27 protein-coding genes are annotated in these 22,713 nt (G+C 62.4%); 9 read left to right on the top strand and 18 right to left on the bottom strand.

The genetic code is table 11. The annotated features are described in order from the left end of the window. Positions 1 to 16: 16 nt before the first annotated feature. The 4 genes from N2600_RS06390 to N2600_RS06375 all read right to left on the bottom strand — a co-directional run bounded on the left by N2600_RS06390 (position 17) and on the right by N2600_RS06375 (position 2,926). On the bottom strand, positions 17 to 439 hold the full coding sequence (locus N2600_RS06390; protein ID WP_260298463.1) for a hypothetical protein: 423 nt from the start codon (positions 437 to 439) through the stop codon (positions 17 to 19). Between the two features lie 118 nt (positions 440 to 557). Continuing rightward, positions 558 to 1,961 carry a sensor histidine kinase gene (locus N2600_RS06385; RefSeq protein WP_017963588.1) on the bottom strand — a complete coding sequence of 468 codons (1,404 nt, stop codon included), beginning with the start codon at positions 1,959 to 1,961 and terminating at the stop codon, positions 558 to 560. After that, on the bottom strand, positions 1,951 to 2,622 hold the full coding sequence (locus N2600_RS06380) for a response regulator transcription factor (RefSeq protein ID WP_003546765.1): 672 nt from the start codon (positions 2,620 to 2,622) through the stop codon (positions 1,951 to 1,953). The genes N2600_RS06385 and N2600_RS06380 overlap by 11 nt, the downstream gene beginning before the upstream one ends. A 55-nt stretch (positions 2,623 to 2,677) precedes the next feature. Further along, positions 2,678 to 2,926 carry a hypothetical protein gene (locus N2600_RS06375; RefSeq protein ID WP_260298462.1) on the bottom strand — a complete coding sequence of 83 codons (249 nt, stop codon included), beginning with the start codon at positions 2,924 to 2,926 and terminating at the stop codon, positions 2,678 to 2,680. A gap of 354 nt (positions 2,927 to 3,280) precedes the next feature. Between N2600_RS06375 and N2600_RS06370 the strand changes: the two genes are divergently transcribed. Both N2600_RS06370 and N2600_RS06365 read left to right on the top strand, forming a co-directional pair. Further along, the gene (locus N2600_RS06370) at positions 3,281 to 4,507 is read left to right on the top strand and encodes an MFS transporter (protein WP_260298461.1); all 1,227 of its coding nucleotides are present in this window, start codon (positions 3,281 to 3,283) and stop codon (positions 4,505 to 4,507) included. Beyond that, a complete protein-coding gene (locus N2600_RS06365; RefSeq protein ID WP_245268343.1) occupies positions 4,497 to 4,706 on the top strand; it encodes a hypothetical protein in 210 nt (69 codons plus the stop codon). Before N2600_RS06370 ends, N2600_RS06365 begins: the two co-directional genes overlap by 11 nt. A 43-nt stretch (positions 4,707 to 4,749) precedes the next feature. Here N2600_RS06365 and N2600_RS06360 read toward each other — a convergent pair whose 3' ends face one another. Next, on the bottom strand, positions 4,750 to 5,055 hold the full coding sequence (locus N2600_RS06360) for a Dabb family protein (protein ID WP_007626707.1): 306 nt from the start codon (positions 5,053 to 5,055) through the stop codon (positions 4,750 to 4,752). Between the two features lie 51 nt (positions 5,056 to 5,106). Then, positions 5,107 to 5,811 (bottom strand): hypothetical protein, encoded by a 705-nt coding sequence (locus tag N2600_RS06355; RefSeq protein ID WP_260298459.1) that lies wholly within the window; start codon positions 5,809 to 5,811, stop codon positions 5,107 to 5,109. A 157-nt stretch (positions 5,812 to 5,968) separates the two neighbouring features. Between N2600_RS06355 and N2600_RS06350 the strand changes: the two genes are divergently transcribed. Further along, entirely contained in the window at positions 5,969 to 6,100 is a 132-nt protein-coding gene (locus tag N2600_RS06350; protein ID WP_003546730.1) for a hypothetical protein, read from the top strand. Between the two features lie 142 nt (positions 6,101 to 6,242). Here N2600_RS06350 and N2600_RS06345 read toward each other — a convergent pair whose 3' ends face one another. The 4 genes from N2600_RS06345 to N2600_RS06330 all read right to left on the bottom strand — a co-directional run bounded on the left by N2600_RS06345 (position 6,243) and on the right by N2600_RS06330 (position 8,974). Next, complete coding sequence (locus N2600_RS06345; RefSeq protein WP_260298458.1) at positions 6,243 to 6,803, bottom strand: TetR/AcrR family transcriptional regulator; 561 nt, start codon at positions 6,801 to 6,803, stop codon at positions 6,243 to 6,245. Between the two features lie 20 nt (positions 6,804 to 6,823). Continuing rightward, complete coding sequence (locus N2600_RS06340; RefSeq protein WP_260298457.1) at positions 6,824 to 7,285, bottom strand: nuclear transport factor 2 family protein; 462 nt, start codon at positions 7,283 to 7,285, stop codon at positions 6,824 to 6,826. A gap of 85 nt (positions 7,286 to 7,370) precedes the next feature. Then, on the bottom strand, positions 7,371 to 8,303 hold the full coding sequence (locus N2600_RS06335; protein ID WP_260298455.1) for a pyridoxamine 5'-phosphate oxidase family protein: 933 nt from the start codon (positions 8,301 to 8,303) through the stop codon (positions 7,371 to 7,373). A 59-nt stretch (positions 8,304 to 8,362) separates the two neighbouring features. Then, the gene (locus N2600_RS06330; RefSeq protein WP_222281962.1) at positions 8,363 to 8,974 is read right to left on the bottom strand and encodes a glutathione S-transferase family protein; all 612 of its coding nucleotides are present in this window, start codon (positions 8,972 to 8,974) and stop codon (positions 8,363 to 8,365) included. 142 nt (positions 8,975 to 9,116) lie between these two features. Between N2600_RS06330 and N2600_RS06325 the strand changes: the two genes are divergently transcribed. Then, positions 9,117 to 10,016 (top strand): LysR family transcriptional regulator, encoded by a 900-nt coding sequence (locus tag N2600_RS06325; RefSeq protein WP_222386228.1) that lies wholly within the window; start codon positions 9,117 to 9,119, stop codon positions 10,014 to 10,016. 98 nt (positions 10,017 to 10,114) lie between these two features. On the opposite strand, the gene N2600_RS06320 is transcribed toward N2600_RS06325, so the two are convergent. From N2600_RS06320 to N2600_RS06310, 3 genes are all read right to left on the bottom strand, one after another. Beyond that, positions 10,115 to 10,483 (bottom strand): DUF983 domain-containing protein, encoded by a 369-nt coding sequence (locus tag N2600_RS06320; protein ID WP_017963579.1) that lies wholly within the window; start codon positions 10,481 to 10,483, stop codon positions 10,115 to 10,117. A 319-nt stretch (positions 10,484 to 10,802) separates the two neighbouring features. After that, positions 10,803 to 12,206 carry an aminotransferase-like domain-containing protein gene (locus N2600_RS06315; protein WP_222281960.1) on the bottom strand — a complete coding sequence of 468 codons (1,404 nt, stop codon included), beginning with the start codon at positions 12,204 to 12,206 and terminating at the stop codon, positions 10,803 to 10,805. A 349-nt stretch (positions 12,207 to 12,555) separates the two neighbouring features. Next, the gene (locus N2600_RS06310) at positions 12,556 to 13,515 is read right to left on the bottom strand and encodes an SDR family NAD(P)-dependent oxidoreductase (RefSeq protein ID WP_222281959.1); all 960 of its coding nucleotides are present in this window, start codon (positions 13,513 to 13,515) and stop codon (positions 12,556 to 12,558) included. 124 nt (positions 13,516 to 13,639) lie between these two features. Between N2600_RS06310 and N2600_RS06305 the strand changes: the two genes are divergently transcribed. Together N2600_RS06305 and N2600_RS06300 are read left to right on the top strand one after the other, a co-directional pair. Then, complete coding sequence (locus tag N2600_RS06305; protein ID WP_260298454.1) at positions 13,640 to 14,584, top strand: AraC family transcriptional regulator; 945 nt, start codon at positions 13,640 to 13,642, stop codon at positions 14,582 to 14,584. Between the two features lie 155 nt (positions 14,585 to 14,739). Then, the gene (locus N2600_RS06300) at positions 14,740 to 15,645 is read left to right on the top strand and encodes a S1C family serine protease (RefSeq protein WP_026154076.1); all 906 of its coding nucleotides are present in this window, start codon (positions 14,740 to 14,742) and stop codon (positions 15,643 to 15,645) included. A 67-nt stretch (positions 15,646 to 15,712) separates the two neighbouring features. Here the strand turns inward: N2600_RS06300 and N2600_RS06295 are convergent, their stop codons facing one another. Next, positions 15,713 to 16,714: a LacI family DNA-binding transcriptional regulator gene (locus tag N2600_RS06295; protein WP_260298453.1), complete on the bottom strand. Its 1,002-nt coding sequence runs from the start codon at positions 16,712 to 16,714 to the stop codon at positions 15,713 to 15,715. A gap of 206 nt (positions 16,715 to 16,920) precedes the next feature. Between N2600_RS06295 and N2600_RS06290 the strand changes: the two genes are divergently transcribed. From N2600_RS06290 to N2600_RS06280, 3 genes are read left to right on the top strand one after another with little or no spacing between them, the layout of a single operon-like run. Then, the gene (locus N2600_RS06290) at positions 16,921 to 17,835 is read left to right on the top strand and encodes a sugar phosphate isomerase/epimerase family protein (RefSeq protein WP_260298451.1); all 915 of its coding nucleotides are present in this window, start codon (positions 16,921 to 16,923) and stop codon (positions 17,833 to 17,835) included. A 42-nt stretch (positions 17,836 to 17,877) separates the two neighbouring features. Continuing rightward, positions 17,878 to 18,801 carry a sugar phosphate isomerase/epimerase gene (locus N2600_RS06285; RefSeq protein WP_260298450.1) on the top strand — a complete coding sequence of 308 codons (924 nt, stop codon included), beginning with the start codon at positions 17,878 to 17,880 and terminating at the stop codon, positions 18,799 to 18,801. A 7-nt stretch (positions 18,802 to 18,808) separates the two neighbouring features. Next, entirely contained in the window at positions 18,809 to 19,975 is a 1,167-nt protein-coding gene (locus tag N2600_RS06280; protein ID WP_260298449.1) for a Gfo/Idh/MocA family protein, read from the top strand. Positions 19,976 to 20,070: 95 nt separating this feature from the next. Here the strand turns inward: N2600_RS06280 and N2600_RS06275 are convergent, their stop codons facing one another. The 4 genes from N2600_RS06275 to N2600_RS06260 form a co-directional block, all read right to left on the bottom strand. Further along, positions 20,071 to 20,238: a hypothetical protein gene (locus N2600_RS06275; RefSeq protein ID WP_260298448.1), complete on the bottom strand. Its 168-nt coding sequence runs from the start codon at positions 20,236 to 20,238 to the stop codon at positions 20,071 to 20,073. 65 nt (positions 20,239 to 20,303) lie between these two features. Then, positions 20,304 to 20,696, bottom strand: a complete 393-nt coding sequence (locus N2600_RS06270; RefSeq protein WP_260298446.1) for a hypothetical protein — start codon at positions 20,694 to 20,696, stop codon at positions 20,304 to 20,306. 66 nt (positions 20,697 to 20,762) lie between these two features. Continuing rightward, entirely contained in the window at positions 20,763 to 22,397 is a 1,635-nt protein-coding gene (gene groL / locus N2600_RS06265) for a chaperonin GroEL (RefSeq protein WP_260298445.1), read from the bottom strand. Between the two features lie 49 nt (positions 22,398 to 22,446). Then, positions 22,447 to 22,686 carry a co-chaperone GroES gene (locus N2600_RS06260; protein ID WP_017963568.1) on the bottom strand — a complete coding sequence of 80 codons (240 nt, stop codon included), beginning with the start codon at positions 22,684 to 22,686 and terminating at the stop codon, positions 22,447 to 22,449. Between the last annotated feature and the right edge of the window lie 27 nt (positions 22,687 to 22,713).

Raw genomic sequence — 22,713 nt, 5'->3', positions numbered from 1 at the left:
CTCTATTGGCCGCAATTCAGAGCGGCGACCAGCTGCCGTCGTCGTTGCGGCAGGCAGCGCCCCGCGCCACCGTGTCCTTGCCGTCGACGGTCAGCGTATGGGTATATTGCCGGCAGTTCTGCGAACCGACCTGATAGGGCGCAGCCGCCACCACCTTACCGGCCACGTCCTTGCCGGTCCAGAGCATCGGCTGGCCGACGGCGGCGCCTTCCAGGGCCCGATATTCCGCCTCTAGCGCCCGCTGCTTGTCGCTGTCGTTCAAGCTCACACCGCTGCGGCCGACAATGCCGCCGTGCAGCGCGGTGATGAAGGCGGCCGATGCCGAGGGCTTGCTCGAAAAAATGCCGCGTGAGGCGGCACCCTTCGTCGTCGTGCAGCCGGACAGCGCGACGGCGACGAGAAGAGCAGAAACGATCATGCCTTGCGAGCGTAAAATCATTGCGTCGAACCACGATCAGGGGTCAATTTCAGCCGATCGAAGTGCAGCGTCCCCGTGTCAGCATTAAGGCAAAGCATGCTATACATTTGCCAGTATCTTTGTGACATCAAGCAGTTGCTCATGCAACATCCTTTGTGACGCCAGGCAGGATAAGCTTCGCCTTCAGCCCGCCCCATTCACCGCGGGAAAGCTCGAGCCGTCCCTGGTACTCATTGGAAATCTCGGTGACGATCGAGAGGCCGAGCCCGGTTCCCGGCTTGCTTTCGTCGAGCCTGCGGCCGCGCTTCAGCGCCTCGCGGATCTGATCCGGCTCCAGGCCCGGCCCGTCATCCTCGACGGCGAGCTCCACCCAGTGGCGGCGCGCGCTCGCCTCACCCCCCTTCACATCCTCGCCGGCCTCGACGGCCGAAAGCCGCACCCGGCTCTTGGCAAAACGCGCTGCATTTTCCAGGAGATTGCCAACGGTCTCCTCGAGATCCTGCTGCTCCATGGCAACGGCCAGATGCGGCGGCGAGACGACGAGATCGAATTCAGTATCGACGTTCAGCCGGCGCATGACGCGCACCAGTCGCTCGAGCGCCGGCTCGGCATCGGTGCGGGCGAGCACGGATTCGCGCTGCGCGGCGATGCGCGCCCGATTGAGATAGGACTGCACCTGCCCCTGCATCGATTCCGCCTGGCTGCGGACCAGCTCCCCATGGGATTTTTCGAGGACGCGCGCCTCGTTGAGCAGCACGGCGATCGGCGTCTTCAGCGAATGCGCGAGATTGCCGACCTGCATGCGGGCCCGCTCGACGATGCGGCGGTTGCTGTCGATCAGCGCGTTCACCTCGTTGGCAAGCGGCAGGATTTCGCGCGGGAAGTCGCCTTTCAGCTGCTCGCTCTCGCCGGCGCGGATGCGCTCCAGTGCGGCGCGGGCCTTGTCGAGCGGCTTCAGGCCATAGAGAATCGCCAGGGCGTTGACGATCAGGCTGCCGACGCCGAAACCGGCAAGCGCCAGATAGAGGCTGTGGGAAAAGGTGCGCACGTCGTCCTCGACGACATCGACATTGCCGGTGACGCGGACGCGCGCCGCGCGCCCGTCGGTATCAAGCACCACTTCGGTCTCGGCCACCTGCACACGGTTCCCGGAGGCATCCGTCACCTGATAGTACCGCTCGTAATTCTTGTCGAAAGGCGCCTCGACGACGGAGGGAACCGGGATGAGCGCCGAGCCGAGCGAAGGCGACACCAGCGGAGCTGTCGTATAGGTGCCGAGCGGTTCCACCACCCAGTACCAGCCGGTCTTCGGCTGGGCAAAGCGCAGGTCGCCGAGCTGCGGGCTGCCGCTGAGTGCGCCCTGATCGCCGATCGTCACCGAATTGATGACATTGTAGAGCTGCGCCCTCAACAGATCCTGGAAACCGCGTTCGGCGCTCTTGCGGTAGAGGGTGGAGATCAAGAGGCCGATCACCACCAGCGCCACCGTCGACCAGACCGTGGTCAGCAGCAACACACGTGCGGTGAGCGACTTAATTCGCATGTTTCGGCGCTTGGATGCGGTAACCGAGACCGCGCACCGTTTCGATCAGGTCGACGCCCATTTTCTTGCGCAGGCGGCCGACGAAGACTTCGATCGTGTTGGAATCACGGTCGAAATCCTGGTCGTACATATGCTCGACCAGTTCCGTGCGCGAGACGACCTCGCCCATGTGATGCATGAGATAGGAAAGCAGCCGATATTCGTGCGAGGTCAACTTCAGCGTCGTGCCGTTGACTGTCGCCTTCGAGGATTTGGTATCGAGGCGTACCGGCCCGCAGATGATCTCGGATGAGGAATGCCCGGCCGCACGCCGGATCAGCGCCCGAATGCGGGCCAGCACTTCCTCGACATGGAAGGGCTTGGTGACGTAGTCGTCGGCACCGGCATCGATGCCGGCGACCTTGTCGCTCCAGCGGTCGCGCGCCGTCAGGATCAGCACCGGCACGCCGCGGCCGGCGCCGCGCCATTTTTCAAGAACGGTGACCCCGTCCATCTCCGGCAGGCCGATATCGAGGATGATGGCGTCATAGGGTTCGGTGTCGCCGAGGAAATGGCCTTCCTCGCCGTCGAACGCCTGGTCGACGACATAGCCCGCCTCCTTCAGCGTGTCGGCCAGCTGCCGGTTCAGATTAACGTCGTCTTCGACTACCAGGATGCGCATCGGTCCACTTTCGTCCGCTTCAAATCGATCAATGTCCTGAATAAGCCGATTCCGCCTACATCGGAACCTTTACCGTGACTTTGCGTGGGCGCTGGCCATTGCCCTGCACAAGAACGGTGATGATGCAGGTATCGCCCACCGGTTGCACGGACAGCAACTGGCCGCCGGTCTGCTCGACGACCTGGGCGGCGGCGGCGCTGCAATCGCCTCCGACACGCACGATAAAAGTGCCCGGCGCGTCCGGTGAGGGCGCCGATACCACCAGTCCGGCGGCCAATGCTGCGACGCTCAGAGGAAAGGCCATGTGTTATGCTTTCAAGGTAATGCCAACTTGCCCCGAATATGTACTCACGCGACCTGAATGGCAAATGAATGCGCTGTAATGCAGGGTGTCCAGAACTGTTCTCGACTGTTCGGGACAGCCTGTTTCAGCACCTGGAAACTGCCGCCATAGCGTCCCCAAACGATGCCCTCCAGCCTTGGAATCCGCGCGTTCTTTATCACCTCCCGTAGGTGGAAGGAGCCGGCGGGACCGACACCATAGTCTTTGTCTGCGAGTCGTCCGCGCTCATCGCATTCCTGCCGACCGCGGCTTTCACCGGCCGGTTGAAACTGTTATGTCCTTGCGGCCCCCGCATCTCAGACCGTTTCAGCACCAATGCCAAAATTCTCCCGCTTCCGCTCGGCGCAGACGGTCACTGTCCTTGCCGTTACCCAGTTGATCGGCTGGGGCACGACTTTCGACATGCTCGGGGTCATGGGCCGCGTCGTAGCGCCGGATCTCGGCTTGGCGAACGAGGTGGCATTTGCCGGCCTGACGATCATGATGGTGGTTAGCGCCATTGTCGGTCCCGCGACCGGCCGATGGCTCGGCCGCTATGGTGCTGCCCGAGTGCTTTCGGCCGCCTCGCTGACCTTTGCGCTTGGCCTGCTTCTGCTTGCCGCCGCAAACGGCATCGTGCTCTATGCCAGCGCCTGGGTCATCATCGGCCTCGGCGGCGCACTTGGCCTCTCGGCACCAGCCTATACCGCCGTCGTCGAGCGCGAGGGCGCGAACGGCAAACGCGTCATCGCCATCCTGATGCTGTTCACCGGCCTATCGAGCGCCATCTTCTGGCCTATCCTCAGCCTGCTCAACGAGACGGTCGGCTGGCGCCTGACCTTTCTCGTGTGCGCGGCGCTGCATTTCTTCGTCTGCCTGCCGCTGCATCTTTTCGCCCTGCCGAAACCGATCGCAACGCATGTCGAAGGCGGCATGGCTGAAATCGCCCCGGTGCCACTATCGAAAGCGGCGCAGCGCAAGGCCTTCTTGCTGATCGCCGCGGCGACGACGACCTCGACCTTCATCACCTTCGGCATCTCCCCATCGCTGCTCGAGATCTTCCGCCAATCCGGCGCCTCGCCGGCCTTTGCGCTGCAGCTCGGCTCGGCGCGCGGCGTCCTCGGCATCTCGGCGCGTTTCCTCGACATGCTGCTCGGCCGGCGCGGCAACCCCATGCTCAGCGCGGCGATGGGTATCAGCCTGATGGCAATGAGTTTCCTGATGATGCTCTTCGCCAGTCCGTCGACACCGCTGCTCGTCACCTTCATCCTGCTCTACGGATTCGGTGCCGGCGTCATGACCGTCGCCCGCGCGCTGCTGCCGCTGGCACTGTTTTCACCGCGCGAATTCGGCCTGCAATCGGCCAGGCTGTCGCTGCCGCAAAATCTCGCCAACGCCATCGCCCCGGTCGTCTTCACCGCCATCCTCGACCGCGCCGGCACCGGCCCGGCGCTCGTCGCCTGCGCCGTTCTCGCGGCATTGTCGCTCATCTTCGTGCTGATGCTGATGGCGCTGGTGCGCGGCGCCCGCGCATCGGAGTCAGCCATTCTTAATGTCTCCTGATTATCACCCACGCATGAACGAGAGCGGCTTTTCGCCCGCGCGCCGCAACCGCTGCGGCAACCAGACCATGAAGCAGCAGCTCCTTTTGACGAATCTTTCGAATCGCTTGCCGCGGCTTTTTCGAAAGTTGAGTTCGGTGGCTCAGAAGCTGAGTCAGCTTGGCGACGATCCGAATCCGGACAATCAGTCATCCATTTGAAATTTCAATGGAATGTAGCTTCCCAGTTAAATGCTTGGGCAATTCAGAGCGGCCGCGTCACCGCCGTGCGGCTGTCGTAATCGGCGGCGATGCGCTTTTCCCGGAGCGGCCGTACGCGCTCGATCGAGAGCTGGTAATCGGGATGCGCCTTGTAGGCGGCAAGGGCCGCCTCATCGTCGAATTCGCCGTATACCACGAGATCGATCTCGGTGCCCAACTGATCGGTCTTCACGTTGGTGCCGATTTCCAGCAGCCGCGCATGCGGAATGCCGGTCAGAATCGAAAGCCCGGCCCTCACCTCCTGCAGATGTTCCTCCTGTACGGTGAAGAAGACGATATGACGGATCACGCGGAAGCTCCTGTCGGATTTGTCAAAATGATGGAGCGACCTTGGCGCATCCTATCGGACGCGCGGCGCTCCAGCTTTCAGCCGGGCGATAACATGTGCGCCCCAGGCCTTCAACCGCGCGAGCATGCCATGGGCCGCATCGGGACGTATCGCCGCATCGAAGACCATGGCATAGGCTGCGAGCTTTTCCGCCCGGTCGGTGCCATTGACGATGCGGCGCGCATTCACCCAGTCGGCGGTCGTCGCGTTCAGGTGATCGGCGAGTTTATGGCCGGTAAAGCTGCCCTGCAGCATGCCGTCGATCAGGATCGTCACCGCCGCATCCATCTCCATCGCCCGGTCGGGTTCGGCAACGAGGTCGATCCCCGTCAGCACGCTCATCGCCTCATAGTTCCGCTTATGGGTGAGCTGCACCAGGCCGCGGCCGAGCCAGCTGCAGCCATCCTCGTCCGGCCGCCAGTAGGGCGTCTTCACCCAGGAGAGCCGGCCTGCGGCAAAGGCCGTCTCCAGGATCTCGACCGCGCGCGCATCGCTTTCCGCCAGCGTCTCACGCACCGGCTGCATCGTATAGGCGGTCTCGTGATAAGCGGTTGCGAGGATATAGGCAAGCCACCGACGGTCGGCATCGGCAAAGCGTTCTTCCCAGGCGTCGAGAATCGCCGTGATGCCCACTACCTGAGGCTGAGTCAGGTTTCCTTTGAAGAGTCGGTGCCGTACCGTATCGAAAAAGAATGCCCGGTCCATGTGGACAACCATTCCGCGCTTCCCTCGAAATATCATGGTTAAATCCGTCTTAATCGATTAAATTCAATTTAATCGTTTAAAGTGTTTAAGCCACTGATTTACACGCCTTTTGTCTTATGCAATGCATCTTCTTGCCCCGAAGCCTTACCACGAACAGAGGAGACTTCCGATGCAGACGCCCGCCAACAGCCAAACCACCATTCCCCAGCATGTCGTCGATCAGATGGAAAACGAATGGCGCCAGGTTCGCCCTGAACGCGAAAATACGCGCCCGGCCCAGCAGCCTCAACAGCAACGCTGAAATAGACGCAAAACGCTACCAATGTAAGCTCGAGCGCCGCGTAACGCCCGATCAATGCCCCGGCCAGTCACTCGTGGCCGGGTGAATTTTTCACCGTTGCAATCAACGTCCAGCGGTTTGCCCCTCATCACATTACCGCCCCTCATCTCATCACAGCATCGAGCCGCTTCGCCAACGTGTCCAACGATCGGGTGAAAACCATCCTATCATCAAGCGCGCGCGACAGCACCAGCGCGCCTTGAATGCCCGCGACGCCCTCCTCGGCGAGCGTTTGCGCCTCGCCCTCGGGGCAGCCTGCCCGCATCAGCGCCGACTGCAAGGCGTCGATCCAGCGGATGAAATAATCGCCGATCGCTGCTGAAAACCGCTCGCGGGTCTTGTCAAGCGCAAAGGCGCCGACGAGGCAGATGCGACGACCGGAGCGGAAATAATCGCTCACATTCGTCCACATCGCGGCGATCGCCTGATCGGCGTCGTCCTTTCTCAGCGGCTGATAGATCGCATGTTCGAACCAGGCATCGACATCGGCGAGCACGGCACCCGCCATCTCCTCCTTGCCGCCGGGAAAGAAGTGGTAAAGGCTGCCCTTGCCGATGCCGGTGCGTTCGGTGATCCGGCTCAGCGACGTGCCCTCATAGCCGAGCTCGCGGAAGATTTCCGCCAGCAGCGGCACGATGTCGGCGCGTTCGTAGACGGTCTTCACCGGCGGCTTCCTTGGCTTGTTCAGAGGCCGAGTTCGGTCAGACCGGGATGGTCGTCCGGCCGCCGGCCGAGCGGCCAATGGTACTTGCGCTCCGATTCCCGGATCGGCAGGTCGTTGATGCAGGCGAAGCGGCGTTGCATCAAGCCGGCGGCGTCGAACTCCCAGTTCTCGTTGCCATAGGAGCGGAACCAATTGCCGCTGTCATCGTGCCATTCATAGGCGAAGCGCACGGCGATGCGATGATCGGTGAAGGCCCAGATTTCCTTGATCAGCCGGTAATCCAGTTCCTTTGCCCATTTGCGGGTGAGGAAGGCGACGATCTCGGCGCGGCCGGTGATGAATTCGGCACGATTCCGCCAGCGGCTGTCCGGCGTATAGACGAGCGAGACGCGCTCGGGATCACGGCTGTTCCAGCCATCCTCGGCAAGACGAACTTTCTGGGTGGCGGTCTCAAGGGTGAAAGGTAGGACGAGGCTGGACATAGGTTCTCCGGGCGCTCCTGTACCGAACGGTTATCATTGTACTGATCGGTACAATGATTGGCAAGCCGATTCGAGGCGGTATTTCTCAAAGGCCCGGAGGCAGGCTCCACCGTAGCGGCAGGGCATCCGGGCGCAGCACGATCGCTTCGGGCGTGAAACGCCACAGCCGTTCCGCCCGTTGAAAACTGGCGATCTCAGGCGAATCCAGCAGCACCTCGACCCTGCCCGTCATCTGCAGCATGTCGCCACTTTCGAAATCGATGAACACCAGACCCGCCTTCGGGTTGACGAGGAAATTACCGAGCGTGTTGAAGAACCGGTTGCCGGGAAAATCGGGAATGGTCAGCACGCCATCGGCGCCGATACGGACGAAGCCGGCATTGCCACCGCGATGGGACACGTCCACCTGCCGCTCGCCGTTGTCGCGGTCGACATAAGAGGCGACGAAAAACGTATCGGCGCCCGCGATTACCCGCCGCGCCCGACCGTCGAGTTGGCCGGAATGAATGGATAGCATCGTCGTGGGTATATCGGGATCGCGGGCGAAGGCGGAAGAGCGAAGCTGGATATATTGCGGGCAATTTCCAAAGCTCTGGCCGACGCGCACTTGGAAAGCTCCAGCATCCGCCCTGCGGATCACGCCGTTCAGCCGGTTGCGCCGCCGGGTCTCGAGTTGGATGCCGAGCATTCCGATCGCGTCGCCATCCTCCATGCCGGCATCGGCAGGATCGGCTGCGTCGCGCGGCAGGCGAACCTCGAGAATCTCCGGCTCCGGCGAGGCCATGAAACCAGGGCGCTCAGCCCTGACCGTCGCCCAGACATCGCCCATGGAATCGACGGCGCCGAGCACGACGAAAGGCAGCATCGGAAAGAAGGCGCGGTGCTGCTCCGGCATGGCCTTGCGGACGAAATTCCGTCCCGGCCCGTCCATGCGTTCGGCGACACCGACACTGCGCTGCATGGCGAGTTCACCCACATGCCAGGGCGATGTGGCGTCCTGTCTTGTCTGCTCCAGCATCACGGCCTCCTTTTGGACAGCATTTAGGGAACCGGGACAGCGGCCTGCCCGGCGGCTTGTCACGCGGCAAGGCCGATCTTGGTCTTGCGAAAACCGACGAAACCCGGCAGCGCCTCAATGCGCGCAAGCCAGGCACGAACGCTGGGATAGGCTGAGATATCGACATTGCCCTCCGGTGCGTTGGCGATGTAGCTGTAGAGCGCCACGTCGGCGACCACAGGATTGTCGCCGATCAGGAAGCTGCGGCCGTGGAGCTCCGCCTCGATCAGCGCGAGAATGCGGTGCGCCCGGGCGATCACCTCGTCAGTGCGGAAATCGGCGCCGAAGACGGTGACCAGCCGCGCGGCACATGGTCCGTAGGCGATCTCGCCTGACGCAACCGAGAGCCATTTCTGTATCCGCGCCGCGGCCACCGCCTCTTCCGGCAGCCAGTCGGTGCGGCCGTATTTGCGCGCGAGATAGACGAGAATGGCAGAGGAATCGGCAATGACCCTGCCATTGTCGTCGAGCACCGGCACCTGGCCAAAGGGATTGAGCTTCAGAAAGTCCGGCGCCTTGTGGGCACCTGCCGCCATGTCGACCTCGACCAGTTCATAGGGCACGCCAAGCAGCGACAGGAACAGGTGAGCCCGGTGCGAATGGCCGGAAAGCGGGTGATGATAGAGTTTCATGATGGTTCCTTTGGTCTTCCGATTGACGGGATGCGGTTGGCGATGGCCGCTTCGAACCATCAGTTGCGTAATTTACTGCCTTCCATCTGGCTGCAGAAGATGCTAATCTGGAAGGCATGCTACCAATTCATGGAAGGATAAAATGGACCGCCTCGACGCCATGACCGTGCTCCTTGCCGTCGTCGAACAGGGCAGCCTGTCGGCCGCCTCACGGCATCTGCGATCCCCGCTCGCAACCGTCAGCCGCAAGGTTTCAGAACTGGAAGCACATCTCAACGCCCAGCTGCTGCAACGGAGCAACCGGAAGATCACGCTGACGGAAGCCGGCCGCTCCTATGTCGAGGCGGCGCGGGAGATTCTCGATCGAGTGGAAGAGGCGGAACGGACGGCAGCCGGTGAATACAGCGCGCCGAAGGGCGAGTTGACGATGACCGCGCCGATCGTCTTCGGGCGGCTGCACGTCTTGCCTGTCGTGGTGGATTTCCTGAAAGCCTATTCCGATATCAATCTGAGGCTGATGCTTGGCGACCGGATATCGAACCTCGTCGAGGATCATATCGACGTAGCGCTCAGGATCGGCAACCTGCCGGACAGCAACCTGATCGCCACAAGGCTCGGCGCGATCCGCCGTACGGTCTATGCCAGCCCGGATTATCTGACACGGCACGCCCTGCCCCGGCATCCAGGCGATCTCGCTGGGCATGCCTGCGTTACCTTCGAGGGTATGGCCTCGATGCTGAGCTGGACATTCACCGAGGGCAAACATGATCTCGCGGTGCCGATCCGCTCGCGGCTGGCCGTCAACACCGCCGAGGCCGCGGTCGATGCGGCTGTCGCCGGCCTCGGCATCACCCGCGTGCTCTCCTACCAGGCCGCACGCGCCGAGATGGCCGGGTTGCTGGTGCCGCTGCTCGAAGATTTCGAACCGCCGCCGGCGCCGGTCCATCTCGTCTATCCCGCGCAAGGCCTAGTGCCCCTGAAACTGCGGGCGCTGCTCGATTTCGCGACGCCGCGTCTGCGCGCGACGCTAAACAAGTCCTAAAGCGCGTGGCGATCTTTCAGATTCGCCCTCGCGCTTTAGGTCTTTGTTTTTACGCATGTCGTTTGCGCAAACCGCAGCACACTTTTGCGCGACATGCTTTAGGCGAGCTTGCCCTCTTCCGCCTTGTAGAAATACTGGCTGGCGACCAGCCAGCCCTTCAGCGGCCGGAGCGGCGGAATGCAGGTGGCGAGCATGAAGGGACCGGTGACCAGAAGCTGCACCCAGATCGGCGCCGAAAAGGCCACCTCCAGCCACACGCCAAGCAGCACGCTCGGGATGCAGGCGAAGCAGATGACGAAGAAGGCCGGACCGTCGGCCGGATCGGCGAAGGAATAATCGAGGCCGCAGGCTTCGCATCCCGGCCGCAGCGTCAGGAAGCCTTTGAACATATGGCCCTGGCCGCATCGCGGGCAGCGCCCCCTGATGCCGGTCTGTATCGGAGGAAGTGGGGGATATTCCGTGTCCATGACGATTTCGCTTTGCTGATACGGTGAACATTGATGCTATCAATGCAATTAATGTATGCATGCAATATAATTACATTGCGTGGATATTGCCAGTCAATTCGCCAGAATGCCGCAGATCTTCCAGCGCAGGCCGGCAGCAAGCTGGCTGCAGATTTCTGAAACAGCATTTGGAGCCGCAGCCAAGGCTGGCAGCCTGGGCGGGGCAGACGTGAACGTGACGGCTATGCTTCGCCCATGCCCGGACGGCTTGGGGCGGCCGCTCTGATCCTCACCGGTTCCGCTTTCGTCCGGCCCCGATCAGCCTCGGCAGAGTTCGGCGTCAGAAGAACGACGCCGCCATCTCAGGCGGGCCTTCCAGCGCGTGGGCCATGAATTCCAGTGCGCCCTGCAGTTTCTCCCGGGTGATCGGTCCGCCAAGGCAGACGCGCACGGCCTCGGGTGCCGTGCCCTCGACCGTGAAGGCATCGCTTGCGACGACGCCGATGCCGGAAGAACGGGTATGGCTGCCGAAGGTAGAGCGGGTCCAGCCGTTGGAGAGCGGCAGCCAGATGTTGAAGCTGATCGGATCGGCGCGGTAACTGCCGGCCGGCAGGATGGCGGCAACCATTTGCTGGCGGGCGGCGGCCTCAGCGCGGATGAAACGCAGGATCGTATCGGCGGTGCCGTCCTCGATCCAGCGGGTGGCGAGCGCAACGGTCAGTGGCGAGGCCATGACATTGTTGGCGCGCATGGCGCTGACGAAGGGCCACACTGCCTTGCTGTCAGGCGCCACGACATAGGCAAGGCGCAGACCCGCGCCGATGCATTTTGCCAGCCCGCCGATATGCCAGGTCAGATCGGGCGCTGTTGTCGCGAGCGGCGCCGGGCCATGCTGGGGAATGAAGCCGTAGGCATCGTCTTCGACGATCGGCACATGATATTTGCGGGCGACGGCTGAGATTTCCTCGCGGCGCCTGGCCGGGATGGTCAGCGTCGTTGGGTTCTGCAGCGTCGGATTGAGATAGAGCGCCTTCGGCTTCAATCTCTCACAGGCGTCTGCAAAGGCATCCGGCAGGATACCGTCCTCGTCCATCGGCAAGCCGGCCAGATTGAGCCGCAGCTGGGCGGCGATCGAGCGCATGCCGGGATAGGTGATGATTTCCGAAAGCACCGTTTCGCCCGGTTTTGCCAGCAGGCCGAAGATCGCCAGCAGGGCCGGATGGGCGCCGGGTGTGACGAAGATGCGCTCCTGCGAGGGCACCAGCCCGCGACGGCTGAGCCAGGAGGCAGCAGCCGCCTTGTCCATGCTGGAGCCGCCGAAACCCTGATAGCGCAAAAGCGGAATGAGGCTCGCCGCTACCGCCGACATGCCCTCGCGCATGCGGGCGATCAACTCGGGATCATCAGGTTCCGGGGGCATGTTCATCGAGAAATCGACGATGGAGGCGCGGCGGGGATCGGGCGCGGCGTCGGGCGCGAATCCCCGGCGCTCCTTGTCCGCGCCACCGGTAACGAAGGTGCCTCGGCCGACATGCGAATCCACAAGCCCGCGCTTCTGCGCCTCGACATACCCTCTGGCTACCGTCGTGAAATCGACATTCAGCCGCTTGGCGAGTTCGCGCTGCGGCGGCAGCCGATCCCCAGCCACCAGATGTCCGCTGCGCAGATCCATTTCAATCACATCGGCGATCGCCATATAGCGGGGGCTGCTGCTGCGGCTGAGATCTGGATGCCAGTCTTTCATGTCGTGATCCGTGTCAGTCTGATTCCTGATGAGATTGACCGTATATTGTTGCACAATGTCGCTGTCACGAAAAATGTCGCGCCTCCGGGTCCGCAGAGCGACGCAGGACGGAATGCCACAGTTTTTGCGTACAGTTTGAATACGTTTTAAAGACGGATTGTCGCCGGATTTGACTGCTATTTGCGCAAATACAATCTGGCACGGCGACCGCGCTGTTGCAGGCCGATTTCGGCAGCGTGCGCGCCAATGACGCCTTCACCCGAGAAGGCCCGGGTGAGGCGCGAGGACGGCAAGACAATCGGCTGTGTCTTCGGCGCGCATTGACGAGGGTTTGCCGCGCGCTATGGGTTCAGGCATGCGCCGCGAAAGCATCGATGCCGGTCAGCCTTGCCGACAAGATCCACAGGCGTGCCGCCTCCTCGGGATCGGCCGCATGGTCGCTGACGCCGCCGGGTTCTCCATCGGTTGCGCGGATGGCGATATCGCAGTCCTCGCAATAGAGGCCTCCCATACCGTCGAGTTGCGGCGAGGTCGCCGCCCAAACCTGCGTGGCGGCACCCTGGGATGGGGTCTTGAATGTCGGGTCAATCGGATTGCCGTCCGCATCGATCCAGCTAGCACTGACCATTTCCTCCTTTGCGAGATGGCGCTGCAAGGGGGTGAGGATCTTGCCCGGGTGCAGCGAGAAGGCGCGGATGCCGGTGTCGCGCCCGAGCCTGTCCAGATGCACGGCGAAAAGTGCGTTGGCGGTCTTCGACTGGCCGTAAGCCTGCCATTTGTCGTAACCGGTCTCGAATTGCACATCCTCCCATCGCATGGCGGAGTTGCGATGGCCACCGGAGGAAACCGAAACGATGCGAGCGCCGCGCGAGAGCGCCGGCCAAAGGCGGTTGACCAAGGCGAAATGGCCGAGATGATTGGTCGCGAACTGTGCCTCCCACCCGTCGCCGACACGCGTTTCCGGGCAGGCCATGATGCCGGCGCTGTTGATCAGGATGTCGATGCTGCGGCCAGACGCGACGAACCGCTCGGCAAAGACGCGAACGCTTTCGAGGTCGGAAAGGTCGAGCCGATCAATCTCTACGCCATCGATACCGGCGACCGCACTGCGCGCCGCCTCGAGGCTCCTTGCGCCGATGGTCACCTTGGCGCCGGCGCCCGCCAGAGCGCGTGTGGTCTCGAGCCCGAGGCCGGAATGGCCGCCGGTGACGATGGCGCGCTTGCCGGAAAGATCGAAACCGGCCAGAACCTCGCCGGCCGTCGTGTGGGCGCCAAATCCGGAGCCGATGGGGACTTGTTTGTCATTCATGATAATTGCCTTTGTTCTGCGACATTGCCGTCGCTTGGATTGACGGTCGCGAGAATAAGGCGTGGTCTCCAGACGATCCATGCGCTAAAGTCCAACATCTCTTCGCCATCGTCCGGAATTTTACATGGACCCGTTATCCGATGTTCTCGCATTGCTCAAACCGCGCAGCTATGTTTCCGCGGGGCTTGACGCTGGCGGCGCCTGGGCGATCGATTTTCCGCCTCCGGATGGCATCAAGTTCAACGCGGTGATTTCAGGCGGCTGCTGGCTGAGCGTCGATGGCGTTGCCGAAGCTGTCCGCCTGGAGGAAAGCGACTGCTTTCTGCTGACGAGCCGCCGAGCTTTTCGTCTCGCCAGCGATCCGGCGCTCGAAGCCATCCCGTCCGATGCGATCTATTCGATCGCCCGCGACGGCATTGCGACGTGCAACGGCGGCGGCGATTTCTTCCTGATCGGCAGCCGTTTTTCCTTTTCGGGAGGAAATTCGGACATCCTTCTCGGAATCCTGCCACCGATCGTCCATGTGAAGAGGGATTCCGATCACGCCGCCGTGCTGCGCTGGTGCCTCGATCGGATGACGCGCGAATTGCGCAACCAGCAGCCGGGTGGCTTTCTGATGGCGGAGCATTTTGCGCATGTCATGCTCATGCAGGTGTTGCGCCTCCATATCGCATCGCCGAATGCGCGCGGCGTCGGCTGGCTTTTCGCGCTTACCGACCGGCGGATCGGCGCGGCTATCGCTGCCCTGCATGCCGATCCAGCCCGCAAGTGGACCTTGCAGTCTCTGGCTGAACGGGCCTCGATGTCCCGGTCCAGTTTTGCTCTCCACTTCAAGGAAAAGGTCGGGCTGGCGCCGATGGATTATCTGACGCGCTGGCGCATGCTTCTCGCAGGTGACCGATTGACAAACTCGGCCGAAGCAATTGCCGGTGTCGCCCTGTCTCTCGGTTATGAATCCGAAAGCGCATTCAGCACCGCTTTCAAGAGAGTGATGGGATGCTCGCCGCGGCAATATGGTCGCGCTCAGCCGCCCGCCGGTGCGATGCGCAATAGTCTCGGCGCTCAGTGAAACCTTGATTGGTGCAGGCAGGGGGAAAGGTCGCGCGTTGGCCTGCCGAAATTCCCTCCGATACGGTCTTGCACCCGCCGTCTATTCTCTTACCTATTCAAGGAAGAATGCGCCGGCTTTCGGCTTTTCGCGCCGGCGCCTATCGGGATGAAAGCATGAATATCGATCCGATTTTGCGGTCAGTCGTGGCCGTCCGTTCCTCCATTCCGGAAGATGCCTTCACGGCGGAGACGCTGGGCACCGTCCGGGAAGGCAGCGGCGTGGTCATTCGCGACAACGGGCTGGTGCTGACCATCGGTTATCTCATCACCGAGGCCGAAGAGGTCTGGCTGACGACCCATGACGGGCGGGTGGTTCCCGCGCATGCGCTTGCCTATGATCAGGAAAGCGGCTTCGGCCTGGTCCAGGCGCTTGGCTCTCTGAATGCGCCGGCGGTGGATCTCGGCGACGCGGCGACGGCCAAGGCCGGCGATCCCGTCGTGCTGGCCGATGGCATCGGAGAATTCGTCGAGGCAAATATCGTCGCCCGGCAGGAATTCGCCGGCTATTGGGAATATCTGCTCGACGAGGCGATTTTCACGGCACCGGCCCATCCCTCATGGGGCGGTGCGGCGCTGATCGGCTCGGACGGCAAGCTTCTCGGCATCGGTTCGCTTCGCCTGCAGATGAGCCAGGGCGACGAGGTCGCCGATATCAATATGGTCGTGCCGATCGACCTTTTGCCGCCGATCCTCGACGATCTCTTGAACCGGGGTCAGGTCAACAGACCGCCGCGGCCCTGGCTCGGCGCCTTCTCCGCCGAGAGCAATGGCGGCGTGGTGGTCATGAGCGTGGCCGAAGGCGGCCCGGCCGCCGAGGCAGGCCTGCGTCAAGGCGATATCATTTCGGAGATCCGCGACGAAGAGGTCGATGGCCTGGCCGATTTCTACCGCAAGCTCTGGAGCAGCGGCCCGGCCGGCGCCGAGATCCCCATGCGGATCCTTAGGAACGGCCGGGAAGCCTGGCTGCGCATCAAGTCCGCCGACCGCAACAGCTTCCTCAAGAAGCCGCAGCTGCAGTAAGGTCGCGCCGGCGTCGTGACAGACACGGGCGCTCGTTCGAGCGGATGTCCGGGCATCCTATCCCGCCTCAGAGATTTTCCGATGTGATCGTCAGGAAGCGCACCGGCTCGGCGCTGACCTCCACCTCGATGAGACCAAGCCTGTTCAGCGCAAGGTCTATCGATCGCCTCGCCTGCACTTCCGGCGCCTGGTCGAGCACGATCGACATGATGCCGCGGCTGAGATAGTCCTGCGTCTCTCCCGTCAATTCGTGGCCGACCCAGAACGGCCGCCCAGCCCTGTTGGCCGCGAGCACGCTCGCAACACCCTTGTTGTCGCCGCCTGCACTATAGACGCCGATGATGCCGGATTCGCGCCGGAGGGCCGCTTGCAGCAGTTCCATGGCATTATGCTCGTCATCAAGGTCGAACATGACTTCGATGAAACGATGCTCGTTTGAACCCTTCTCCGAGAGATAGCTGGAGAAGCCGCGGATCCGCTCCTTATGGTTCTCATAGGCGCCGCTGTGGCAGAGAGCGACGAACGAACCGGCGCGCTGCGCCAGCATGCCCGACATGTAGTGAGCCGCGGTGCGTCCGGCAGCATAATTGTCGATGCCGACATAGGGCAGTTCGGGGGCCGGACGGGTCATGATCTGGACGACGGGAATGCCGAGACCGGCCGCCTTCCGCACGCTGGTAACGACATCGGCATGGTCGGGCGCAACCACGATCAGCGCCGACCGGCGTGCCGTCGGGTTGGCGATGTAGCGGGCGAATTGCGCCGGCTCATTCTCGCGGACGAAGGTGCGGTGAACGACAATGCTGTCGTCAAGCGAGGCGGCGATGCGCTCGAACGCCCGGTTCAGACGCGAATAGAAGCTGGTCTCAGGGCGAACGAGGATCACCTCTATCCGGATCAGGCCGCGATGGGCGACCGGCAGGCTCTGCCGGTATTCAAGCCGTCTTGCCGCCAGAAAGACCTTCTCCACCGTTTCAGGCCGCACGCCGCCGCGGCCGTTGAGGACGCGCTCGACGGTCGCGGTGCCGACGCCGGCTTGCGTCGCAACATCTTTCAAAGTCACCTTCATCAGGCTCACTCACTCCCAAAGCTGACACAGCAGAGCATCGGCCTGCTGTGAGGTCAATGATCAAATTTGATCAAGGAAGCATTGGAGCATGGGGGCGCCGCAGCCGTATCGTGCCAGCAATCCGGGAGGAGCACCGGACATCCGAAACAAACGAGATCAAGGATTATCCGCTGGCCCGATGCGGCCGGGGATGACGGAGGAGCCAGATGAAGATCGCACTCGACCCGCATATGCACCGTCACCTCAACCTGCGCGACCTCTGCCGCAAGGCGGCGGAGCTCGGCTACGCGCATATCGAGCTGTCACCGCGTGACGACTTTCTGCCCTGGTGGGTGCGCCCGCGGGCGCACAAGGAACGCATCGCGGAATTCAAGGCGGCCCTGAAGGATCACGGCGTCCAACTCGCCTCGATCCTGCCGATGTACCGCTGGGCGAGCCCGCATGAGGACGAGCGGCAGGCGGCAGTGCGCTACTGGAAGGAAGCAATCGCGATCGCGGCCGAGATGGGCTGCGATACGATGAACTCGGAATTTGGCCGCGGGCCGTCGCTGGATCGCAGCCACCGCGCCAGCTGCTGCGGCGGCATGCATACCCACGAGCACAGCGAAGCCGCCTGGTGGCGCTCGATCGAAGAGCTCGTTCCGGTGTTCGAGCGCGAGGGCGTCACCCTCAACATGGAACCGCATCCGGAAGACTGGTGCGAGACGCTGCATCCGGCGATCGACATGCTGAAGACCATCGGCTCGAACAATGTCAAATTCCTCTACTGCGCGCCGCATACCTTCTATTTCGGTGACGACATGGCGCGGATGATCCGCGATGCCGGCCCGCTGATCGCCCATGTGCATGTGGCCGATACCTATAATCACAAGGCGTCGTCCGGGCTGCGCTATATCATCAATCCGCCGGGCGCCAAGGTCACCATCCATCAGCACATGGATATGTACCAGGGCGAGATCGATTGGGATGTCTTTTTCTCGTCGCTCGCCGCTGTCGGGTTCGACGGCATCATCACCGCCTGCGTCTTCGGCTGGGAGGAGCGCGCCGACGATTCCGGCCGCTTCATGCGCTCTGAAATCCAGAAATATGTCGACAAATACTGGCCCGGGAAACTTGGCTGATCGTCGGCCTCCGCCCGGCACCCCGCTATCAGGAATAAAACCGTGACCATCACGATAACGACAGCCCCCTGCTGCTGGGGCGTGGATGACGTCAACAATCCAAACCTTCCCGCCTGGGAGCGCGTCTTCGACGAAGCGGCGGCGGCCGGCTATGGCGGTCTCGAACTCGGGCCCTATGGTTACGTGCCGCTCAATGATGCGCCCGTCGCCAAGGCGCTCACTGAGCGCAATCTCTTCATCGTCGCCGGCACGATCTTCGACGATCTGGTCTCTTCTCAAAATCGGGAGACATTGCTGCGGCAGACGGACGAAATCTGCGCCGTCATCACCAGGCTGCCGCAGCCCGAACAGGTGGCGGGCCAGCGGTTCAGGACCCCTTATCTCACGGTCATGGACTGGGGGCACGACGCGCGGGACTATGCCGCCGGCCATTCGGATCGTGCGCCGCGTCTCGACGACAAGGCCTGGGACGGTATGGTCGCCAATATTACGGCGATCGCCGAACTCGCCGAGCGCAAATATGGCGTGCGCGCCGTCATCCACCCGCATGCGGGCGGCTATATCGAATTCGCCGATGAGATCGAGCGGGTGGCCGCTGACATTCCGCAGGAGATCGCCGGCTTCTGCCTCGACACCGGCCATAGCTATTATGCCGGCATGGATCCTGTGGAGATGCTTCGCCGCTATGCCGACAGGCTCGACTACGTCCACTTCAAGGACATCGACCAGACCGTCTTCGACCGTGTGCTCGGCTGGAAGATCCGCTTCTTCGATGCCTGCGGACAGGGTGTGATGTGCCCGATCGGCCGCGGCGTCATCGATTATCCCGCTGTCAGGCGGACGCTCGAGGAGATCGACTATCATGGCTTCATCACCGTCGAGCAGGAGCGCGATCCGCTCAATGTCGCCGGCAGCCTCGAAGATGTGAAGCAAAGCCGCGATTACCTCAGGTCGGTTGGTTTTTAGGGAAAAGATGATGACGAATGACAGGAGAAAGCCGATCCGCTGGGGTATGGTCGGCGGCGGCAGAGGCAGCCAGATTGGCTATATTCATCGCTCGGCAGCGCATCGCGACGACGTCTTTGCCCTTGCGGCGGGCGCCTTCGATATCGATCCGGAACGCGGCCGCGCCTTTGGCATCGATCTCGGGCTCGACGAAGCCAGAAGCTACCGGAACTATGCGACGATGTTTGCGGCCGAGGCCGGGCGGGCCGACGGCATCGAGGCCGTGTCGATCGCAACACCCAACAATACCCATTTCACGATCTGCAAAGCAGCACTCGACCATGATCTGCATGTGATCTGCGAAAAGCCACTCTGCTTTACGATCGCCGAAGCTGAGGAACTGAAGGCGCTATCGGAGGCGCGCAGCCGTATCGTCGGCGTGACCTATGGCTATGCCGGCCACCAAATGATCGAGCAGGCGCGCGCGATGATCAGGAATGGCGATCTTGGTGAGATCCGCATCGTCAACCTGCAATTCGCCCATGGCTTCCATAGTGCTGCGGTGGAGGAGCAGAATCCCGCGACGCGCTGGCGCGTCGATCCGAAATTCGCAGGTCCCAGTTATGTCCTCGGCGATGTCGGGACCCACCCGCTTTATATCGCCAAGGTCATCCTGCCGCATCTGAAGATCAGGCGGCTGCTCTGCACCCGCCAGAGCTTCGTCAAAAGCCGCGCGCCGCTCGAAGACAATGCGGTGACCCTGATGGAATATGACAATGGCGCGATCGCCACCATCTGGTCGAGCGCCGTCAATGCCGGCTCCATGCATGGCCAGAAGATCCGCATCGTCGGCTCGAAGGCCAGCATCGAATGGTGGGACGAGCGGCCGAACCAGCTCTCCTACGAGATCCAGGGCGAACCGGCCCGCATCCTCGAGCGCGGCATGGACTATCTCTGCCCCGAGGCCAGGATCGACGACCGGATCGGCGGCGGTCACCCGGAAGGTCTCTTCGAAGCCTGGGCGAACCTCTATCGCCGCTTCGGCTTTGCCATCAACAATGAGCGCGGCCTCGCCCCTGCGGGCATCGAAGACCTCGTCTTTCCCGATGTCGATGCCGGACTGGAAGGGGTGCGCTGGGTGGAAAATTGCGTGCGGTCCGCCAATGGCGGCGGAGTCTGGCTGGACTATCGCTAGGTCTTCAAGAGCCCCGGGGCCTTTCCTCGATCGCGCCCTACGCCCGCTTCGCACTTGTTGCGCTGGAGGCATGTTCAAGGACATCAGTCCACACTTCAGATAAGCGCGTCGTCATCTTCCGCCGCCTGCGGCGCGCGGCGACGGGTGCTGTCGTTGGCGGCTTTCTTGGGCCCCTCGGCGGCTGCCTCGCGGATTTTCTTAACGCTTTCGCCGGCGTCGTCTGCGGCTGGCTGCGGGTCGCTCTTTTTCACGAAACGGATCATGGTCATTTCCTGCTTCAACAGTGGGAGCGCTCCGCAGATATGTCGGAGCGCTCTGCAAAACGGTGTCAGACGGCAAGCGCAGTGGCGCAGCCTTGAACACTGCGGCTGTCGGGTGAGGTCTGCCCAGGCATGGTCGCCCAACCGCCGGCTTCAACGAACTGACGCTGCTTATAGCCTTCGGTAATCGCCTTGAACTCGACGAGTTTAGCGGCCGCATCCGGCGCGGCCTTGAACCGCTCGACGCAAATGGCCGACGCCAGTTCTCCGCGTGCGGTGTCGCCGGCGGCGGCGGCCGCCTTGCTTGATGTGCCGCCTGTGACCCAGCCTCCCCAGCTGAAGCCGATGATCATCGTGGCGATCGCCGTGACGACGCAGGCCCAGACGAGAAGCGTCTTGGATGGTTGGTAACTGTCGAAACGCTGAGTAATCGACGTCTTGCTGCTGCTCTGCACGGACATTGGAATTCTCCCTGTCAGTTTATAGGGTTGTGCCGTCCGGCGACGCCGGACCGGTTCAGGCTGGCCTCAGTATCCCATAGCGCCCATGCCGCCATTTCCGGCAGCAGGCGCAGTGTCTCTTGCGGGAATGTCGGCGATCATCACCTCGGCGGTGATCAGCAGCGCCGCGATCGAACCGGCGTCCTGCAGAGCGGTGCGCACGACCTTGGCAGGATCGACGATGCCGGCCTCGATCATATCGACATAGGTCTCCGTCTGTGCATCGAAGCCCTGATTGTGATCATTGCTGCCGGCGAGTTTTCCGACGACGATCGAGCCCTCGAACCCGGCATTGTCGACGATCTGCCGGATCGGGGCTTCGAGCGCCCTGAGCACGATCGAGATGCCCGCCGTCACGTCGGCGTTCTCCCCGGTCAGTCCCGTGAGCGCCGACTTCGCGCGCAACAGTGCCACGCCGCCGCCGGGCACGATGCCCTCTTCGACCGCCGCACGGGTGGCGTTCAGCGCGTCGTCGATGCGGTCCTTCTTTTCCTTGACCTCCGTCTCGGTCGCGCCGCCGACGCGGATGACCGCGACGCCGCCTGCGAGTTTCGCCAGGCGTTCCTGCAGCTTTTCCTTGTCGTAGTCGGAGGTGGTGTCTTCGATCTGCGCCTTGATCTGCTGGATGCGCGCCTGGATGGCCGCTTTCTCGCCGGAGCCGTCGATGATCGTGGTGGTCTCCTTGTCGATCAGCACACGCTTGGCGTGGCCGAGCATATCGAGCGTGACGTTCTCGAGCTTGATGCCGAGATCCTCGGAAATCATCTGGCCGGCGGTTAGCACGGCAATGTCTTCCAGCATGGCCTTGCGGCGATCACCAAAGCCCGGCGCCTTGACGGCTGCGACCTTCAGGCCGCCACGCAGCTTATTGACGACAAGCGTCGCCAGCGCCTCGCCTTCGACGTCTTCCGAGATGAGGAGCAGCGGTTTGCCGGTCTGTACGACGGCTTCCAGGATCGGCAGCATCGCCTGCAGGCTGCCGAGTTTCTTCTCGTGAACGAGGATATAGGGCTCCTCCAGTTCCACGCGCATCTTCTCGGCATTGGTGACGAAATAGGGCGAGAGATAGCCGCGATCGAACTGCATGCCCTCGACGACATCGAGTTCGGTTTCGGCGGTTCGCGCCTCTTCGACTGTTATGACGCCCTCATTGCCGACCTTGTCCATCGCCCTGGCGATCATCTCGCCGATGGTGGCGTCGCCATTGGCGGCAATGGTGCCGACCTGCGCGATCTCGCCTGACGATTTGACCTTCATCGCCCTCGCCTGGATTTCCTTGACGACGGCGGTAACGCCGAGATCGATGCCGCGCCTGAGATCCATAGGGTTCATGCCGGCAGCGACAAGCTTTGCGCCTTCGCGGAAGATGGAGGCGGCGAGCACCGTTGCCGTCGTCGTGCCGTCGCCGGCAAGATCATTGGTCTTCGAAGCCACCTCGCGCACCATTTGCGCGCCCATGTTCTCGAACTTGTCTTCGAGTTCGATCTCCTTGGCGACGCTAACGCCGTCCTTGGTAATGCGCGGTGCGCCATAGGCCTTGTCAATGACGACGTTGCGACCCTTCGGGCCAAGCGTCACCTTGACGGCGTTGTTGAGCAATTCGACGCCGCGCAGCAGGCGGTCGCGCGCGTCGGTGGAGAATCTGATTTCCTTGGCAGACATGATATTTCTTCCCAGTTCGGTCTTGAGATGCGGGTCGGAAATTCGACCCTCAGGCGGCTTTGTCGGCAGCCGTTTCGGTCTTTTCGACGATGCCCATGATGTCGCCGACCTCGACATCGCGCGGGACCAGAGTGCCGCCTTTGTCGCGCAAGCCCGGGCCGACTGCGACCACTTCACCTTGCTGCGGCTTCTCCCTGGCGGTGTCTGGAATGATGATCCCACCCTTGGATTTGACATCGCCTTCCGCACGTCGAATGACGACGCGGTCGTGAAGTGAGCGGAATTTCATAGAGGTCTTTCTGCTGCCGGCGCGTAT

It is taken from the genome of Rhizobium sp. WSM1274, from assembly GCF_025200775.1.
GTDB classification, from domain to species: Bacteria; Pseudomonadota; Alphaproteobacteria; order Rhizobiales; family Rhizobiaceae; genus Rhizobium; species Rhizobium leguminosarum_I.
This window is presented reverse-complemented; position numbering and strand designations above follow the sequence as displayed.

What these genes read in the sequence shown, in the direction of transcription:
- N2600_RS06390 (WP_260298463.1), bottom strand. Translation starts at nt 439, where the DNA reads ATGATTTTACGCTCGCAAGGCATGATCGTTTCTGCTCTTCTCGTCGCC.
- N2600_RS06385 (WP_017963588.1), bottom strand. Translation starts at nt 1,961, where the DNA reads ATGCGAATTAAGTCGCTCACCGCACGTGTGTTGCTGCTGACCACGGTC.
- N2600_RS06380 (WP_003546765.1), bottom strand. Translation starts at nt 2,622, where the DNA reads ATGCGCATCCTGGTAGTCGAAGACGACGTTAATCTGAACCGGCAGCTG.
- N2600_RS06375 (WP_260298462.1), bottom strand. Translation starts at nt 2,926, where the DNA reads ATGGCCTTTCCTCTGAGCGTCGCAGCATTGGCCGCCGGACTGGTGGTA.
- N2600_RS06370 (WP_260298461.1), top strand. Translation starts at nt 3,281, where the DNA reads ATGCCAAAATTCTCCCGCTTCCGCTCGGCGCAGACGGTCACTGTCCTT.
- N2600_RS06365 (WP_245268343.1), top strand. Translation starts at nt 4,497, where the DNA reads ATGTCTCCTGATTATCACCCACGCATGAACGAGAGCGGCTTTTCGCCC.
- N2600_RS06355 (WP_260298459.1), bottom strand. Translation starts at nt 5,811, where the DNA reads ATGGTTGTCCACATGGACCGGGCATTCTTTTTCGATACGGTACGGCAC.
- N2600_RS06350 (WP_003546730.1), top strand. Translation starts at nt 5,969, where the DNA reads ATGCAGACGCCCGCCAACAGCCAAACCACCATTCCCCAGCATGTCGTC.
- N2600_RS06340 (WP_260298457.1), bottom strand. Translation starts at nt 7,285, where the DNA reads ATGTCCAGCCTCGTCCTACCTTTCACCCTTGAGACCGCCACCCAGAAA.
- N2600_RS06335 (WP_260298455.1), bottom strand. Translation starts at nt 8,303, where the DNA reads ATGCTGGAGCAGACAAGACAGGACGCCACATCGCCCTGGCATGTGGGT.
- N2600_RS06330 (WP_222281962.1), bottom strand. Translation starts at nt 8,974, where the DNA reads ATGAAACTCTATCATCACCCGCTTTCCGGCCATTCGCACCGGGCTCAC.
- N2600_RS06325 (WP_222386228.1), top strand. Translation starts at nt 9,117, where the DNA reads ATGGACCGCCTCGACGCCATGACCGTGCTCCTTGCCGTCGTCGAACAG.
- N2600_RS06320 (WP_017963579.1), bottom strand. Translation starts at nt 10,483, where the DNA reads ATGGACACGGAATATCCCCCACTTCCTCCGATACAGACCGGCATCAGG.
- N2600_RS06315 (WP_222281960.1), bottom strand. Translation starts at nt 12,206, where the DNA reads ATGAAAGACTGGCATCCAGATCTCAGCCGCAGCAGCAGCCCCCGCTAT.
- N2600_RS06310 (WP_222281959.1), bottom strand. Translation starts at nt 13,515, where the DNA reads ATGAATGACAAACAAGTCCCCATCGGCTCCGGATTTGGCGCCCACACG.
- N2600_RS06305 (WP_260298454.1), top strand. Translation starts at nt 13,640, where the DNA reads ATGGACCCGTTATCCGATGTTCTCGCATTGCTCAAACCGCGCAGCTAT.
- N2600_RS06300 (WP_026154076.1), top strand. Translation starts at nt 14,740, where the DNA reads ATGAATATCGATCCGATTTTGCGGTCAGTCGTGGCCGTCCGTTCCTCC.
- N2600_RS06295 (WP_260298453.1), bottom strand. Translation starts at nt 16,714, where the DNA reads ATGAAGGTGACTTTGAAAGATGTTGCGACGCAAGCCGGCGTCGGCACC.
- N2600_RS06290 (WP_260298451.1), top strand. Translation starts at nt 16,921, where the DNA reads ATGAAGATCGCACTCGACCCGCATATGCACCGTCACCTCAACCTGCGC.
- N2600_RS06280 (WP_260298449.1), top strand. Translation starts at nt 18,809, where the DNA reads ATGATGACGAATGACAGGAGAAAGCCGATCCGCTGGGGTATGGTCGGC.
- N2600_RS06275 (WP_260298448.1), bottom strand. Translation starts at nt 20,238, where the DNA reads ATGATCCGTTTCGTGAAAAAGAGCGACCCGCAGCCAGCCGCAGACGAC.
- N2600_RS06270 (WP_260298446.1), bottom strand. Translation starts at nt 20,696, where the DNA reads ATGTCCGTGCAGAGCAGCAGCAAGACGTCGATTACTCAGCGTTTCGAC.
- groL (WP_260298445.1), bottom strand. Translation starts at nt 22,397, where the DNA reads ATGTCTGCCAAGGAAATCAGATTCTCCACCGACGCGCGCGACCGCCTG.
- N2600_RS06260 (WP_017963568.1), bottom strand. Translation starts at nt 22,686, where the DNA reads ATGAAATTCCGCTCACTTCACGACCGCGTCGTCATTCGACGTGCGGAA.